The 15,651-nt window shown below is 68.2% G+C and carries 11 protein-coding genes; 6 read left to right on the top strand and 5 right to left on the bottom strand.

The features are described from left to right. Positions 1-132 precede the first annotated feature (132 nt). Positions 133-732: a bactofilin family protein gene (locus ACQY4Y_RS13610; RefSeq protein ID WP_428491151.1), complete on the top strand. Its 600-nt coding sequence runs from the start codon at positions 133-135 to the stop codon at positions 730-732. A 22-nt stretch (positions 733-754) separates the two neighbouring features. On the opposite strand, the gene ACQY4Y_RS13605 is transcribed toward ACQY4Y_RS13610, so the two are convergent. Beyond that, the gene (locus tag ACQY4Y_RS13605; RefSeq protein ID WP_428491150.1) at positions 755-3,040 is read right to left on the bottom strand and encodes an NADP-dependent malic enzyme; all 2,286 of its coding nucleotides are present in this window, start codon (positions 3,038-3,040) and stop codon (positions 755-757) included. Positions 3,041-3,203: 163 nt separating this feature from the next. Between ACQY4Y_RS13605 and mnmG the strand changes: the two genes are divergently transcribed. The 5 genes from mnmG to ACQY4Y_RS13580 all read left to right on the top strand — a co-directional run bounded on the left by mnmG (position 3,204) and on the right by ACQY4Y_RS13580 (position 13,210). Beyond that, on the top strand, positions 3,204-5,066 hold the full coding sequence (mnmG, locus tag ACQY4Y_RS13600; RefSeq protein WP_428491149.1) for a tRNA uridine-5-carboxymethylaminomethyl(34) synthesis enzyme MnmG: 1,863 nt from the start codon (positions 3,204-3,206) through the stop codon (positions 5,064-5,066). A gap of 310 nt (positions 5,067-5,376) precedes the next feature. After that, positions 5,377-8,106, top strand: a complete 2,730-nt coding sequence (gene mutS, locus ACQY4Y_RS13595) for a DNA mismatch repair protein MutS (protein ID WP_428493638.1) — start codon at positions 5,377-5,379, stop codon at positions 8,104-8,106. Positions 8,107-8,119: 13 nt separating this feature from the next. Then, on the top strand, positions 8,120-10,933 hold the full coding sequence (locus ACQY4Y_RS13590; protein WP_428491148.1) for a [protein-PII] uridylyltransferase: 2,814 nt from the start codon (positions 8,120-8,122) through the stop codon (positions 10,931-10,933). 466 nt (positions 10,934-11,399) lie between these two features. Next, entirely contained in the window at positions 11,400-11,894 is a 495-nt protein-coding gene (locus ACQY4Y_RS13585) for a hypothetical protein (protein ID WP_428491147.1), read from the top strand. Positions 11,895-12,118: 224 nt separating this feature from the next. Continuing rightward, positions 12,119-13,210 (top strand): Zn-dependent alcohol dehydrogenase, encoded by a 1,092-nt coding sequence (locus ACQY4Y_RS13580; protein ID WP_428491146.1) that lies wholly within the window; start codon positions 12,119-12,121, stop codon positions 13,208-13,210. 95 nt (positions 13,211-13,305) lie between these two features. Here ACQY4Y_RS13580 and ACQY4Y_RS13575 read toward each other — a convergent pair whose 3' ends face one another. The 4 genes from ACQY4Y_RS13575 to ACQY4Y_RS13560 all read right to left on the bottom strand — a co-directional run bounded on the left by ACQY4Y_RS13575 (position 13,306) and on the right by ACQY4Y_RS13560 (position 15,643). Continuing rightward, positions 13,306-13,518, bottom strand: a complete 213-nt coding sequence (locus ACQY4Y_RS13575) for a dodecin (RefSeq protein ID WP_428491145.1) — start codon at positions 13,516-13,518, stop codon at positions 13,306-13,308. Positions 13,519-13,611: 93 nt separating this feature from the next. Beyond that, positions 13,612-14,316: an NUDIX hydrolase gene (locus ACQY4Y_RS13570; RefSeq protein WP_428491144.1), complete on the bottom strand. Its 705-nt coding sequence runs from the start codon at positions 14,314-14,316 to the stop codon at positions 13,612-13,614. Positions 14,317-14,345: 29 nt separating this feature from the next. Continuing rightward, positions 14,346-15,140 carry an arginyltransferase gene (locus ACQY4Y_RS13565; RefSeq protein ID WP_428491143.1) on the bottom strand — a complete coding sequence of 265 codons (795 nt, stop codon included), beginning with the start codon at positions 15,138-15,140 and terminating at the stop codon, positions 14,346-14,348. Next, entirely contained in the window at positions 15,137-15,643 is a 507-nt protein-coding gene (locus ACQY4Y_RS13560) for an RDD family protein (protein WP_428491142.1), read from the bottom strand. Before ACQY4Y_RS13560 ends, ACQY4Y_RS13565 begins: the two co-directional genes overlap by 4 nt. Between the last annotated feature and the right edge of the window lie 8 nt (positions 15,644-15,651).

The raw sequence follows: 15,651 nt of genomic DNA, 5'->3' as shown, positions 1-15,651 counted from the left end.
GCGGGACTGCCGGTCGGGCCGCAAGGCCCGATTGCAACAGATGCCGTGCTGATGACCGCGCCGCGACCGCCGCCAGATAGTGGTCTTGGTGTTCCTCCCTTCCGCCCCGCTCCGCCCGAGGATGCGCAAATCATGTCCCGACCGCCGTTTACACCTGCCCCCGCCACGCCCGCGACGCCCGCCGCCACGGCGCGACCCGCCGCGCCGACCGGGCGCCCCGGCGCGCGCGATGCGGCCGAACGCCGAACCCTGGTGGTGGGACGCGGCATCAGCGTGCAGGGCGTGGTGCAGGATGCCGAACGTCTTGTCGTCGAGGGCACGGTGGAGGCGACGATGATCCATGCCACCGAGTTGGCGATCGCGCCGGGTGGCATGTTCAAGGGCGAGGTCGAGGTCGAGGACGCCGAGATCGCCGGCACCATCGACGGCACGCTGACCGCGCGCGGCAGCCTGGTGGTGCGCAGCAGCGGCAAGGCGCTCGGCACCGCGCGCTGCCGGCGTCTGCAGGTCGAGGACGGCGGCCAGATCACCGGGCGGATCGAAATGATCACCGATCAGCCGAAGGCCGACCAGGCGCGGCCTGACCAGATGAGGACGGACCAGATGAGGACGGACCCAACCAGAACCGACGGGGCAAGAACCGAAGCGGCGAGGACCGACGGGGCGAGAATCGACGGGGCGGCCCGGCCAAGCTTCGAACCGGCGGGTTCGGTGTCTGTCGGTAACGGTTGAAACCGCTCACCAACCGGCGTGATCAGGCCATGACCGCCTGATACGCCGCGAGGCACGCCAGATCGACGATCTGGCTGGATGATGCATCCATCGCCACGATCTGCACCGGCTTTTCCATGCCCAGCAGCAGCGGCCCGATTGTCGATCCTGTTCCGATATGATTGGTCAACCGCGCGGCGATGTGGGCAGAATGCAGCCCGGGCATGACCAGCACATTGGCATCCCCGGTCAAGCGGCAGAACGGGTAAAGCGCGCGGATCGCGGGCTCCAGCGCGACGTCCGGACTCATTTCCCCATCGTATTCGAAATCCACTCCGCGCTGGTCCAGGATGGTGACCGCTTCGCGCATCGGCACGACCCGGTCATGCGGCGGGTCGCCGAACGTCGAGTATGACAGCAGCGCCACGCGTGGCTCATGCCCCAGATGGCGCGCCGCCGCCGCCGCGCCGACCACGATGTCGGCCATTTGCGTCGCGTCAGGCCGGAAGTTGACCAGTGTGTCCGCCAGGAAGATAGTCTTGCCGCGGGCACCCACCAGCAAGGTCAGGCCAAACGGAATGGCGCCCTTGGCCGGGCCGATCGCATGGCGGATATCGTGCAGGCAGACCGATGCCGAACGGGTCAGGCCGGTGACCATGGCGTCGGCGTCGCCGGTCGCCACCATGCAGGCGGCGAACACGTTGCGATCCTGGTTGACCATGCGCTGGATGTCGCGCTGCAGATAGCCCTGCCGCTGCAGCCGGCGATACAGGAAGTCCACGTATTTGCTGTTGGCGCTGGACAGCCGCGCGTTGTGGATCTCGATGCCCTCGATGTCGCCAAGCCCCAGGCCGGCCAGCGTGGCTTTGACCCGATCCTCGCGCCCGATCAGCACGGGTTGGCCGTAGCCGGCGTTGCGGAACGCCACGGCGGCGCGCACCACCTTCTGCTCCTCACCCTCGGCGAACACCACGCGGCGCGGGTTCTCGCGCACCATCTCCATCGTCGCGTCCAGCGCGTCGGCGGTCGGGTCGAGCCGCCCGGACAGGCTGCGGGCGTAGCGCCGCAGGTCTTCCAGCGGCTTGCGCGCCACGCCGGAATCGATCGTCGCCTTGGCCACCGCGGGCGGCACCCGCGCGATCAGGCGGGGGTCGAACGCGTTGGGGATGATATACTCCGGCCCGAAGCCCAGCCGGCGCCCGGCCGAGGCCGAGTGAACCTCGTCGGGCACGTCCTCGCGGGCGAGTTTGGCCAGTGCCTCGGCGGCGGCGATCTTCATCGCGTCGTTGATCGTGCTGGCGCGCACGTCGAGCGCGCCGCGGAAGATATAGGGAAAGCCCAACACGTTGTTGACCTGGTTGGGATAGTCGCTGCGTCCGGTGGCGATGATCGCGTGCGGGCTGGCGGCTCGGGCTTCCTCTGGGGTGATCTCGGGGTCGGGATTGGCCATGGCGAAGATGATCGGCTTGTCGGCCATCGAGGCGACCATCGGCTGGGTCAGCGCGCCCTTCACCGACAGGCCGAAGAACACGTCGGTGCCCTCCATCGCCTGGGCCAGCGTGCGGGCGCTGGTTTCGGCGGCGTGGGCCGACTTCCACTGGTTCATGCCGGCGGTGCGGCCGCGATAGACCACGCCCTTGGTGTCGCACAGGATCACGTTGTCCGGCCGCATGCCCATCGCTTTCAGCAACTCGACGCAGGCGATCGCGGCGGCGCCGGCGCCGTTGACCACCAGCCTGGTTTCCCGCAGCGACCGATCGGTCAGGTGGCAGGCGTTGATCAACCCGGCCACGGCGACGATCGCGGTGCCGTGCTGGTCGTCGTGGAACACCGGAATGTCCATCAGTTCGCGCAGCCGCTGCTCGATCACGAAGCATTCCGGCGCCTTGATGTCTTCCAGGTTGATGCCGCCGAATCCGGGGCCCAGGAAACGCACCGCGTTGACGAATTCGTCGACGTCCTCGGTGCCAACCTCGAGATCGATACCATCGACGTCGGCAAAGCGCTTGAACAGCGCGACCTTACCCTCCATCACCGGCTTTGACGCCACCGCGCCAAGATTGCCCAGGCCCAGCACTGCGGTGCCGTTGGAGATCACCGCGACCATGTTGCCCTTGGTGGTGTAATCGTAGGCCAGCGCCGGGTCGCGGGCGATGTGCAGGCACGGTTCGGCGACGCCCGGTGAATAGGCCAAGGACAGATCGCGCGCGGTGGCGATTGGCTTGCTGATGCGGATTTCCAGCTTGCCGGGCCGGCCGCTGGCATGCATGCGCAGCGCCTCTTCGGCCGAAATCCGCGCGGTTCTGGTGTCGATCGTTCCGTCGGCCATGGCCCGACTCCCCCCGGTTCGCGCGTTGTGTCGCGCGGCTTCGGAACGATTATGGGCCTGTCACGCGTGCAATGAAAGAGGCAGGGCCGCGGAAGGATGGGCGCGGGGCCATGGCGGGACGGCATGGTTCCGTGGCACAACGGGCGCCATGAGCACAGGGGCCATGAGCGAGCGGTTCGATGTCATCGTGGTGGGCGGCGGCCACGCCGGCTGTGAGGCGGCGGCGGCGGCGGCCCGGGTGGGCGCGCGCACGCTGCTGCTGACGCATGCGCTCCACACCATCGGGGAAATGTCGTGCAATCCCTCGATCGGCGGCATCGGCAAGGGCCATCTGGTGCGCGAGATCGATGCGCTGGACGGAGTGATGGGCCGCGCCGCGGATGCCGCCGGCATCCACTTCAAGCTGCTGAACCGCAGCAAGGGACCGGCGGTGCGCGGCCCCCGGGCGCAGGCAGACCGAACGCTATACCGCCGTGCCGTGCGCCGGTTGCTGCGGGAAACGCCGAACCTGACGTTGCGCGCCGGCGCCGCAATGGACCTGGAGATCGGCCGCGACGGGCGGGTCGCGGCGGTGATCGCCGAGGCCGGCCAGCGGATCGGCTGCGCCAGCGTGGTGCTGACCACCGGCACCTTCCTGCGCGGCGTCATCCATATCGGGGCCAGCCAGACCGCGGCCGGGCGCATGGGCGAGCCGCCGTCGGCCGGGCTGGCCCAGACCCTGCTGCGCCTGGGCTTGCCGCTGGGTCGGCTGAAGACCGGAACGCCGCCCAGGCTGGATCGGCGCAGCATCGACTGGGACGGCCTGGCGGCCGACCCCGGCGACGACCACCCGCAGCCGTTCAGCACGATGACCGCGCACCTGCTCAATCGCCAGATCGAGTGCCGGCTGACCCACACCACGGCGGAAACCCACGCGGTGATTCGCGACAATTTGCACCGTTCGGCGGTCTATTCCGGCCAGCTTGCCGGACGCGGGCCGCGCTACTGCCCCTCGATCGAGGACAAGGTCGTTCGCTTCGCCGACAAGGACCGGCACAACATCTTCCTGGAGCCCGAGGGCCTGGACGATGTCACGGTGTATCCGAACGGGATTTCGACCAGCCTGCCGCAGGAGGTGCAGGCGGCGATTCTGGCCACCATCCCGGGTCTGGGGCGGGCGCGGATGCTGCGGCCCGGCTATGCCGTGGAGTACGACTACGTCGATCCGCGCGCGCTGACCCGGGGGCTGCAGCTGCGGTCGCTGCCGGGGGTGTTCCTGGCGGGTCAGATCAACGGCACCACCGGGTATGAGGAGGCCGCCGCGCAGGGCCTGCTGGCGGGGGTCAACGCGGCTCGCGGCGCCGATGGGCAGGCCTCCGTTTGGGTTGATCGCACCGAGGGCTACCTTGGCGTCATGGTGGACGACCTGACCACCCAAGGGGTCGCCGAACCGTATCGGATGTTTACTTCGCGCGCCGAGTTCCGGCTCAGTCTGCGGGCCGATAACGCCGATCTGCGATTGACCGCGAAGGGCGTCGCCTGGGGCTGTGTCGGCAGCGCGCGGGGCCGAGCCTTCGGCGCGCACCAGGCCGCGCTGAACCAGGCAGTGCAGCGCGCTGGCAGCGAGACCCTGGCGGCGGCGGCGTTGGATCGGGTCGGTCTGGCGGTGTCGCTGGATGGGCGCAGCCGCACCGTGCTGGACCTGGCCGGCAACGACGAGGTCGCCTGGCCGCTGCTGTGCGCGGCGTTTCCGTGGCTTGCCGCGCTGCCCGCGCGGGCCGCCGAACAACTCCGCACCGATGCCCGCTATGCCGGCTATCTGCACCGCCAGCAGGCCGAACTGCGGCTGGTTCGGCGGGAGGAGGGCGTCGGCCTGGCGGGCATCCGGTTCGAGGATATCGGCGGTCTGTCGGCGGAAATTCGCGAGAAGCTGGCGAGCGCCCGGCCGGACTCGATGGGTGCGGCGGCCCGCATCCAGGGCATGACGCCGGCGGCGCTGGCCTCGATCGCCAGCTTCGCGCGCAAGCGCGCGGCGGCCCCGGCATGATCCTGGTGGGCACGATGGGGGCGGGCACGATGGGGGCGGGCAGGATCAGAGTGGGCATGATCGGGGCGCGCATGATGGTGGCAAGTGAAGCATCTGGCGGGGACAGGCGCATGGCCGCGGGCGGACCGTTCGGCGCGCGTGAACCATGCGACAGAACAATCCGCTAGAGCGTCCGCGGGGCGCCCAGGACCGCGCCGCACGTGGAGACCCCCAGACAGGCTTTGGCGCAAGCGCGGACCCGCCCGCCGATGCCGCCGGCGGGGTGGCTTCGGGCGGCGGGGTGCCCTCGGGCGCCGGGGCGACGCCGGCGATGGCGCAATGGTTCGCCGCCAAGGCCGATCACCCCGATGCCCTGCTGTTCTTCCGCATGGGCGACTTCTACGAGCTGTTCTTCGCCGACGCCGAGGCCGCCGCCGCCGCGCTGGATATCGCGCTGTCGCACCGCGGCGAGCACGCCGGCTCGCCGATCCCGATGTGCGGGGTGCCGCACCATGCCTCCGAGGTCTATCTGGCGCGGCTGATCCGGCGCGGCTTTCGCGTTGCCATCGTCGAGCAGACCGAGGACCCCAAGGCGCGCGATCCCAAGATCCGCGGTGGCAAGCTGCCGATCCGGCGCGAGGTGGTGCGCATCATCACCCCGGGCACGATCACCGAGGAGTCGCTGCTGGAGGCGGGGCGGCCGAACCTGCTGCTGGCGCTGGCCTTCGACAGTGCCGGCGGCCGTGCCGGACTGGGCGCCGCCTGGGTCGATGTCTCGACCGGGCTGTTTGAAACCGCCGCGCTGGCAACGGCGGAACTTCCGGCGCTGCTGGGCCGGCTGGAACCGGTGGAACTGCTGGCCCCCGACACGCTCGAGCTCGGCGAGCGTTCGGCGTTGCGCTCCCCGGCGCCGCTGGCGTCGCCGCCGCTGGTAGCCCGCCGCCGGCTGGCCGAGACGTTCGGCACCGCCAGCCTGGACGCCTATGGCGGTTTCAGCGACGCCGAGGCGGTGGCGGCGGCGCTGGCGGTGGACTACATCCGCACCACCCAGTCCGGTGCCCTGCCCCGGCTTGGCCGCCCCGAACCGCAGGGCCAGACCGGTGTGCTGCTGATGGATGCGGCCACCCGCTCCAGCCTGGAAATTCTGCGCTCAAGGGACGGCGGCACCGAGCACACGCTTCTAGCCGCGGTGCGGCACAGCGTGACCGCCGCGGGTGCGCGTCTGCTGGCGGCGTGGCTGTCGGCGCCGCTGACCGACCGCGCGGCGATCGCCGAGCGTCAGGATGCCTGGGGCTGGTGTGTGGCCGATTTCGAAGCGACCGAGCGGTTGCGGGCGATCCTGCGCGGTGCTCCGGATATGGCGCGCGCGCTGGGACGCCTGTCGCTCGACCGCGGCACGCCGCGCGACCTGGCGGCGATACGCGACGGGCTGAACGCCGCCTCGGCGATCGCCGGGATCCTTGTCCCGCCGCTGCCGAAGGCGCTGGCCCGCGTGAGGTCGGCGCTGCCCACCGATGCAGTGCCCGCCGATAAAGGGCTGGCCGTTACGGGGTTGGCCGTTACGGGGCTGGCAGATATCGGGCTGGCGCGGGCTCTGCCCGACGGGTTGGCGCGGGCTCTGCCCGACGGGCTGGCGCGGGCTCTGCCCGACGAGCTGGCGCGAGCCCTGGCCGACCCGGTGCCGGCGCGGCTGGACGATGGCGCCGCGATCCGCGCCGGGTTCGACGCCGAACTCGACGCGCACCGGACGCTGCGCGACGAAAGCCGGCGGGTGATCGCCGGGCTGCAGCTCGATTTTGCCCAGCGCTTCGGCGTCGCCAGCCTCAAGATCAGGCATCACGCGCAGCTTGGCTACATCATCGAGGCGCCGGCGGTCGCGGTGGAGAAGCTGCGCGGTTTCGCCGAACTGACCTTGCGCCAGGGGATGGCGAACGGGGCGCGGTTCACCACGGCGGAACTGTCGGAGCTGGATCAGCGAATCCGCGAGGCTGGCGAGCGCGCGGCCGGCCGCGAACGCCTGGTATTCGGCCATCTGGTTGGCGCGGTACTGGGTCAGGCCGAACGGATCGCGGGCTGTGCCGCGGCGCTGGCTGAACTGGATGCGGCGCAGTCCGCCGCCCGGCTGGCCCAAGGCGGGACCTGGGTGCGGCCGGTGCTGACCGATGCGGAAGACTTCCGCATCGAGGCCGGCCGGCATCCCGTGGTCGAAGCCGCTGTGGGCGGGCAGGCCGGCTTCGTGCCGAACCGCTGCGACCTGTCCCCCGAACAGCGGGTGATGCTGCTGACCGGCCCGAACATGGCGGGCAAATCCACCTTCCTGCGGCAGAACGCGCTGTTCGTGATTTTGGCCCAGGCCGGCCTGCCGCTGCCCGCCGAGGCGGCCGTTATGGGCATCGTGGACCGGCTGTTCAGCCGGGTGGGCGCCGCCGACGATCTGGCTCGCGGGCGTTCCACCTTCATGGTGGAGATGATCGAAACCGCGGCGATCCTGCACCAGGCCGGCCCGAAATCGCTGGTCGTCGTCGACGAGATCGGCCGTGGCACCGCGACGCTGGACGGCCTGGCGATCGCCTGGGCGGTGCTGGAGAGCCTGCACTCGGCGATCCGCTGCCGCACCATTTTCGCCACCCACTTCCATGAACTGGCCGAACTGGCCGACCGGCTGCCTCGGTTGCGGCCGCACACCATGCGGGTCAAGGAATGGAAGCGCAGCGTGGTTTTCCTGCACGAGGTGGCGGAAGGCGCGGCCGGCCGGTCGTGGGGGGTGCATGTCGCCGAACTCGCCGGCGTGCCGCACCCGGTGGTGCGGCGGGCGGCGGCGCTGATGGCGGCACTGGAACGCCATGGCGGCCCGCTTGGCAGAAGCGCCTCGCTGCAAGCGTTGCCGCTGTTCGCCGCGACCGCGGAGCAACCCGACCCGGTGGCGGCGGTGAACGAAGTCGACCCGCTGCATGACGCGGTTTGGGCAATAAACCCTGACGATTTGTCACCAAAACAAGCACTCGAGGCGCTTTATCGGCTCAAGATGCTGTTGCCGGGTTGCGCTGAAGGTCCCAGATAGTACGATCACCACGATGTTAACCCCGATCCCCTTGCCGCGCGCTCCGGAGGCCGCGGCGTCGCTGCTGTCGGACGCCCTGGCCGGCATTGCCGACGAAACCGGTTCGGTGTCGCGCGATGCCGCCGTCGGCGCGTTCCGGCGCCATCTGGCGCGCATTCAATCGTATGTGCAGCACGCCTTCGAGCACGAGCAGATCACCGGCCTGCAGGCGGCCCGGCTGCTGGGCGCGCTGATCGACGGCGTGGTGGCGGCGCTGTTCGAGCACACCACGACCAAGGCCGACCTGGGCGGGTTCGAGAACCTGAGCATCGCCGCGACCGGTGGCTACGGTCGCGGTGTGCTGGCCCCGTTCAGCGACATCGACCTGCTGTTCCTGACCGAAGAGCACCCGGCGCCGCAAACTCTTCGGGTGGTCGAATACATGTTGTATTTTCTTTGGGATCTTGGCCTGAAGGTCGGTCATGCGACTCGCTCGATCGGCGATTGCCTGACCGAAGGCGGCAAGGACACGACGATTTGCACGGCGCTGCTGGATGCCCGCTACCTGACCGGCGACAAGGCGTTGTTCGGTGATTTTCACCGGCGTTTCCGGGCCGCCTGCAAGCAGAATGGGGCGGCCGACTACATCGCCGCCAAGCAGGCCGAACGCGCGGTGCGGCACCGCCGCTACGGTGACAGCCCGTTCGTGGTCGAGCCCAACGTCAAGGAAGGCCGCGGCGGCCTGCGCGACCTGCAGACGCTGTATTGGATCGCGCGCTACATGTTCGATACCCAGACCATGGGCGAGCTCGCCGATCTGGGCGGCATCCTGACCCAGCAGGAAGCGCGCCACGGCAGGCGGGCGTGGGAGTTCCTGTGGACCGTGCGGTTCCATCTGCACTACGTCGCCGGCCGCGCCGAGGAGCGCCTGACCTTCGACCTGCAGCCGGTGATCGGCGCGCGACTGGGCTACACAAGGCACGGCCGCCAGGACGGCGTGGAACGTTTCATGCGTCACTACTTCCTGACCGCGCGCGAGATCGCCCGGCTGACCCGCATCCTGGAGCCGGCGATCCTGCGTTCGGCGCTGGGGCCGCCGGCGCTGGAGGCCGAGACCGATGACGCCCTGCTGGCGGCCGGGTTCGTGCTGGCGGAGGGTCAGTTGCTGCCGATCGCGGGACGCGACTTCGACGCCGAACCGATCCAGATGCTGCGCATCCTGCAGATCGCGCGCGATCGCGGGCTGGAGCTGCATCCGCTGGCGCTGCGGTCGTTCATCCAGAACGAACGCCGAGCGGTGTCGCTGCGCGGCGACCGCAAGGCGGCGGCGATCTTCATGGACCTGCTGTGCGGCAAGGAGCCTGATCGCCATCGCCCGGGCGGCCACGACCCCGACGGCGCGCACTGGCTTGGCATCCTGAACGAGACAGGGTTCTTCGGCCGCTACCTGCCCGACTGGGCGCGCATCGTCGGCCAGATGCAGTTCGACACCTACCATATTTTCACCGTCGATGAGCATACCATCGAGGCGGTGCGCATCCTGAACACGCTGGAGCGGGGCGAGTTGGCGGAGGTCGCTCCGATCGCCTCGGAACTGGTTGAGAACGTTCAGTCGCGGCGTTCGCTCTATTTGGCAATGCTGCTGCACGACATCGCCAAGGGACGCGGCGGCGACCACTCGGCGCTGGGGGCGGACGTCGCGCTGCAGGTCGGTCCGGCGCTGGGGCTGACCGACGAGGAGACCGAGACCGTCTCCTGGCTGGTGCTGCATCACCTGCTGATGAGCGCCACCGCGTTCAAGCGCGACATCGACGATCCGAAGACCATCCTGGACCTGGCCGACACCATCCAGTCCCCCGAACGGCTGCGGCTGCTGCTGATCGTCACCGTGGCCGACATGCGCGCGGTGTCGAGCAAGGTGTGGAACGGCTGGAAGGCGACGCTGCTGCGCGAGCTCTACGGCCGTGTCGCCGAGGTGCTGGCCGGCGGCCTGGCCACCACCGAACGCGACGTTCGGGTGTCGCGCGCCAAGCAGGCCGCGGGTGCGTTGCTGGACGGCTGGAGCGAACAGGAAATCGAGCATTTCGCCGCCCTCGGCTACGCCGGCTACTGGCTGTCGTTCGATCCGGAGACCCATGCCCGCCATGCCCGGTTGATGCGTGACGCGGAGCATCGCAACGCGCCGTTGACGGTCGATACCCAACCGCTGCCGGCGCGCGCGGTGACCGAGGTGACGGTGTACTGCGCCGACTACGCCGGGCTGTTCAGCAAGATTTCGGGTGCGCTGGCGGTGGCCGGCGCCTCGATCGTGGATGCGCGCATCCACACCATGACCAATGGCATGGCGCTCGATACGTTCTGGATCCAGGACACCGCCGGGGGCACCTTCGATGCGCCGCATCGACTGGCTCGGCTGTCGGTGCTGATCGAACAGGCGCTGTCGGGGCGGCTGCGGCTGGCGACCGAGATCCGCCGCGTCTCCAAGATCGTGCTGGGTCGGCGCATGCAGGCGATCCACGTGCCGCCGCGCGTGGTGGTCGATAACCGCGCGTCGAATACCCACACCGTGCTGGAGGTGAACGGCCGCGACCGCCCGGGGCTGCTGCACGACGTCACGGCTGCGATCAGCGGCCAGGGTTTGCAGATCGCCTCGGCGCACGTGACGACCTACGGCGTGCGCGCGGTGGACGTGTTCTATGTCAAGGATGTATTCGGGCTGAAGATCGAGAACGAGAGAAAGTTGAAGCAGTTGCGAAAGACGTTGCTGCAGGCGTTGGAGAATCCCGATGATGTCACTCCGCCAGTTGCCGTTACGCCCGTGAGGAAGCTGAAGCGTGCGGCCGGTTAAATACGGTCGTTCGGAGACGGGTTGGCATGATTGGTCCCGATGTTTCCGCTGATTTCTGGACTGGCGCGGGGGGGGGTGACGGGCTTGCGGGTGGGTGTGACCACGCCGGTTCAGGGTTGCGGTTCGCGCGCTTTTGGTATCAACACGAAGACACGATGACACGAGGTTTATGCCAGCCGGGCGGGTGCGGCGAGACTGCCGATATTCCTTTCTGACCTGGTTTGGACAGTGCGGCTTGCATCCGGCGCGGCCCTCGCGACGCTGAAAGGCAGGCCAGTGGTATCAAAATCGTGAGATCTTGTGGTTGCCGTTTCGCTTTCCTGCAAGCGATTGACAAAAAGACGCTATTTCGAGCAATCTGGCGCGCGCAACCGGAAGTGATCGGTTGGCGACGCGTTGGGCCAGCACCTGGATCGTTGTGGCGGAGTACGTCTTCAACCTCCCGAATGCCAATAAGGAGATCATAATGCTTAAAACCCGTTTGCTACAGGCGGTGTGCACCGTTGCAATGCTGGCGGCCGTGCCGGCGCTGGCGCAGACCACTGCGCCTGCCTCCACCGCCCCGGCCGATAGCACCGCGGCACCGGCCAGCCCGGGCCACGCCGCTGCAATGGAGGGTCACAAGATGCATCATTCGGCGATGGGTCACTCGCACGCCATGATGCACGGCCGCTCCGACACGTCACAAAACGCCGAGGTCGATCGGCTGAACGAGCAAAGCTATCAGGCGGCGCAGCAGGGTCAGACCTATGGCGGCGTCGGCGGCTCCGGCGCGATGATGGCGCCATCGAGCGGTGCGATGGCCCCCAGCGGATCGGGGATGATGCATAACAGCACCATGCCGAACAGCACGATGCCAAACAGCACCATGCCCAGCACAATGCCCAACAGCACGATGCCGAACAGCACCATGCCCAGCAGCACGATGCCGGCCGGCAGTGCCCCCGGCACCAAGCCGTAACGCCCATCCCGATGCGGCGTCGCCTCGCGCGGCGCCGCATCCCGCGGCCTTTTGCCGCCAGTGTAAGATGGATGCCAAGAGAAGGTGAATGACCGATGCCATCCGACGCGACGGATGGAGATCAATCGGTCAGCCCATCGTTGTTCCCGCCATCGTGGTGGGCGCGGATTTCGGGCCCAACGAACCGGCGTTGCCCACCCAACCAAGAACCGGAGGGAATACCAATGAAAGCGGCGATTTTTCACGCAGCCCACCAGCCCCTGACAATCGAGGACGTCGAAATCGAGAAGCCGAAGCGGCGCGAGATCCTGCTGCGCACCGCCTATGCGGGCCTCTGCCATTCCGACCTGCACTTCATGGAGGGCCTCTACCCGTTCCCGGCTCCGGCGGTGCTGGGGCATGAAGGCGCCGCCGTGGTCGAGGCGGTGGGTGAGGACGTCACCTACGTCAAGCCCGGCGACCACGTCATCACCTGCCTGTCGGTGTTCTGCGGCGAGTGCGAGCAATGCACCACCGGGCACACCAACCTGTGCGACAACCCCGAGGTCAAGCTGCTGCCCGGCGTCGCCCGCCGGCTGAAATGGAAAGGCCAGGTGCTGAACCAGGCGTTCCAGTTGTCGGTGTTCGCCGAACAGATGCTGGTGCACGAACATGCGGTGGTGAAGATCAACCCGGAGATCCCGCTGGATCGCGCCGCCCTGGTCGGCTGTGGCGTGATGACCGGCGTCGGCGCGGTGTTCAACGCCGCCAAGGTAGAACCCGGCAGCACGGTCGCGGTGATCGGCTGCGGCGGGATCGGACTGTCGGCGGTGAACGGCGCGGCGCTGGCAGGCGCATCACGGATCATTGCAATTGATACCAACGCCTCGAAGCTTGAGAAAGCCCGCGAGATGGGCGCCACCGAGACGATCAACGCGTCGAACGTCGATGTGGTCGCCGCGGTCAAGGACATGACCGAGGGTAAGGGCGTGCCGTATTCCTTCGAGGCGATCGGATTGAAGGCCACCGCGGAGCAATCGTTCTCGATGCTGCGGCCCGGCGGGGTCGCAACCATCATCGGCATGATCCCGCTGGGCACCAAGATCGAGCTGCACGGCGCCGACTTCCTGCGCGACCGCAAGATCCAGGGCACCAGCATGGGCGGCAACCGGTTCCGCGTTGATATGCCCCGGCTACTGGAACTGTGGCGGCAAGGGCGCTTGAAGCTGGACACGCTGATCTCGGGCCACGTCAAGCTGGACCAGATCAACGAGGGTTTCGCAATGCTAAAGTCCGGCGCTCCGGTGCGCAATCTTATCGACTTCGGCGTGGTCTGAACGCCGGGCGGGCAGCCCTGACGCCGGTCTTGGGCGGCCCCGCCGTTCGCCAAGCCGGCGGCAGCGCTGCATGCAGAACTGGGCCGACGCCCGGGTTATTCGTCTTCCAGCCTGAAGCCGGCTTTGATCGTCACCTGGTATTGCGCGACCTTGCCATCCTCGATGTGACCACGCACCTGGCATACCTCGAACCAGCCGAGATGCCTCAGGGTGACCGCGGCCTTGGCGATGGCGCTGTCGATTGCCTTGCTGACGCTTTCCTCGGAAGAGCCGACGAGTTCGACAAGCTTATAGACGTGGTCCGCCATTTTGGTTCTCCCCGCGATTGGTGGCACTGGGAGACAACGCAATGGCTGCGGCAATTCGATACCGCCTGGATGACACGAACGCGCGATCCCGATTCAGTCGAACTCGGTGGCCAGGCCGGGGTCTCGCCAATGCGCGAACATCCGACTGATCTGACTTGGCAGGGTGCGCCGCAGCGACAGCTCGGCCGGCACGTCGGCTTCGGCGAACCAGCCGATTTCGCTGGTTTCCAGGCTGGTGGTTGCCGATCCGCCTTGCAGCGCGCAGACGAAGAACATCCGCACCACCGAAAACAGCGTCGGCGGCTGCGCCTGGCGGGCGCGATCCCACACCGCGGCGAGCTTCACCGGGCGGACGTGGTAGCCGGATTCCTCGAACACCTCCCGGGTCACCGACTGGGCCGGAGTCTGATTGGTCTCGGCCCATCCACCGGGCAGTGTCCAGCGGTGGTCGTCGGCGGTCTCGCGCACCATCAGGATGCGGCCTGAGGCATCGAACACGGCCGCGCGCACACCGACCTTTGGCGTGGCGTAACCGGCTTCCGCGTCGAACAGGGTTTCGATCCGCCCGAGCTCGGCGCCGGTGTGTTCGGCCATGATCCGCACGGCGAGGCGGCGCAGCGTGGCAAAGCGGTCGAGGTCGTAGGGATCCTTGCTGAACGCCAGGCCGGTCTGCGCGATCGCCTGGATTTCGCGCCCCCAGGACAGCCAGGCCGGATCGGATTTTGGTGGGTCGGACTGGGGTTGGTCGGGCTGGGGTGGGTCGGACTGGGGTTGGTCGGACTGGGGTGGGTCGGACATGCGCCGGTCAGGCCCGACGGTGCTGGCGATCAATCCACCGGTTCCGACACCATCGCCGTCTCGGCGGCGGAATCGCCAGCTGCGCCATTGGCCGCCTCGGCCTCGGTCAGCATCCGCCAGGTTCCGTTCACCAGCACCTCGCTGGGGCGGAACCGAGCCTTGTAGGCCATCTTGCGGCTTTCGGGCACCCAATAGCCGAGATACACGTAGGGCAGCCGCAGCGCCCGGGCGCGTTCGATCAGCCACAGGATGGCGTAGGTGCCCAGCGAGCGCTTTTCCAGCCCTGGGGCGAAGAAGCTGTAAACCGCGGACAGGCCGTCGGCCAATTTGTCGCCGAGGCAGGCGCTGAGCAGACGGTCCTGGTCGTCGCGGAACTCGATGATGAAGGTTTCGATCGGCGTGTCTTCGACCATCGCGCGATAGTCGTAGAAGCTCATGCTGGCCATGTCGCCGTTGCCGTGGCGCGCCTGCTGGTATCGCTGGAACAGTTGGAACTGTTCGGCGGTGGCGCGCGACGGGGCACGGAATCCTTCCAGCGCGGCGTTGGCCTTGGCAATCTTGCGCAGCGTGCGGTCGGGCTGGAAGGCGTCGACCGGGATGCGGATCGGCACGCAGGCCTGGCAGGACGGGCAGACCGGGGCGTAGGCGATATTGTGGCTGCGACGGAAGCCGGCGCGCGACAGCCGGTCGTGCAGTGCCTCGGCGTCCGGCCCGATGATCTCTGTGACCACCTTACGCTCGATGCGACCCGCCAGGTACGGGCAGGGCAACGGGGCGGTGGTGTAGAAGAATTGCGGGCGGCGCGGCGGTTTGTACAGGCTCATGAGGCGAACGTTCCCCCCGGCATGTTCCAGCTTCCACCGGTTTCGGTCAACGTCCGCATCGCTGCCACGCGTACCACGACCAGCCCGCTGACCAGGTCGTGCAAGGTGCGGTGTCGGCGGGTCACCAGCGCCACCACCAGCAGCACGCCGGAGGTCGCCAGCGTCAGGTAGAACGCCAGCACCGAGATCAGCGCCTGCATCGGCATCGGCGGTCCCAGGTCGTAATCGCGGCGCACCGTCAGTCCGGTCATCTGCTGTCCCGGCGTCGCCGTGGACGACCCCAGCAGCGACAGGAAATGGTAGCAGAACGGCACCACCGGCAGGATGGTGACGGCGCCGAAGCCAAGCCCCAGGGTCAGCACGCCGAACATCATCAGGATCCACCACAGCACCCAGACCAGCACAGCGATCAGGAAGATGTCGAACAGCCACGCCAGGCAGCGGCGGCCCAGCACCCCGCTGGTCAGGAAGTGGTCGTCCAGTGGCGGGTTGGCATAGCTCATGGCGACAC

Origin of the sequence: Rhodopila sp. (genome assembly GCF_965277165.1) — a bacterium.
In the GTDB taxonomy this organism is placed as follows: domain Bacteria; phylum Pseudomonadota; class Alphaproteobacteria; order Acetobacterales; family Acetobacteraceae; genus Rhodopila.
Note: the sequence above shows the minus strand (reverse complement) of the source record. Positions and strands in the feature narration are given on the sequence as shown.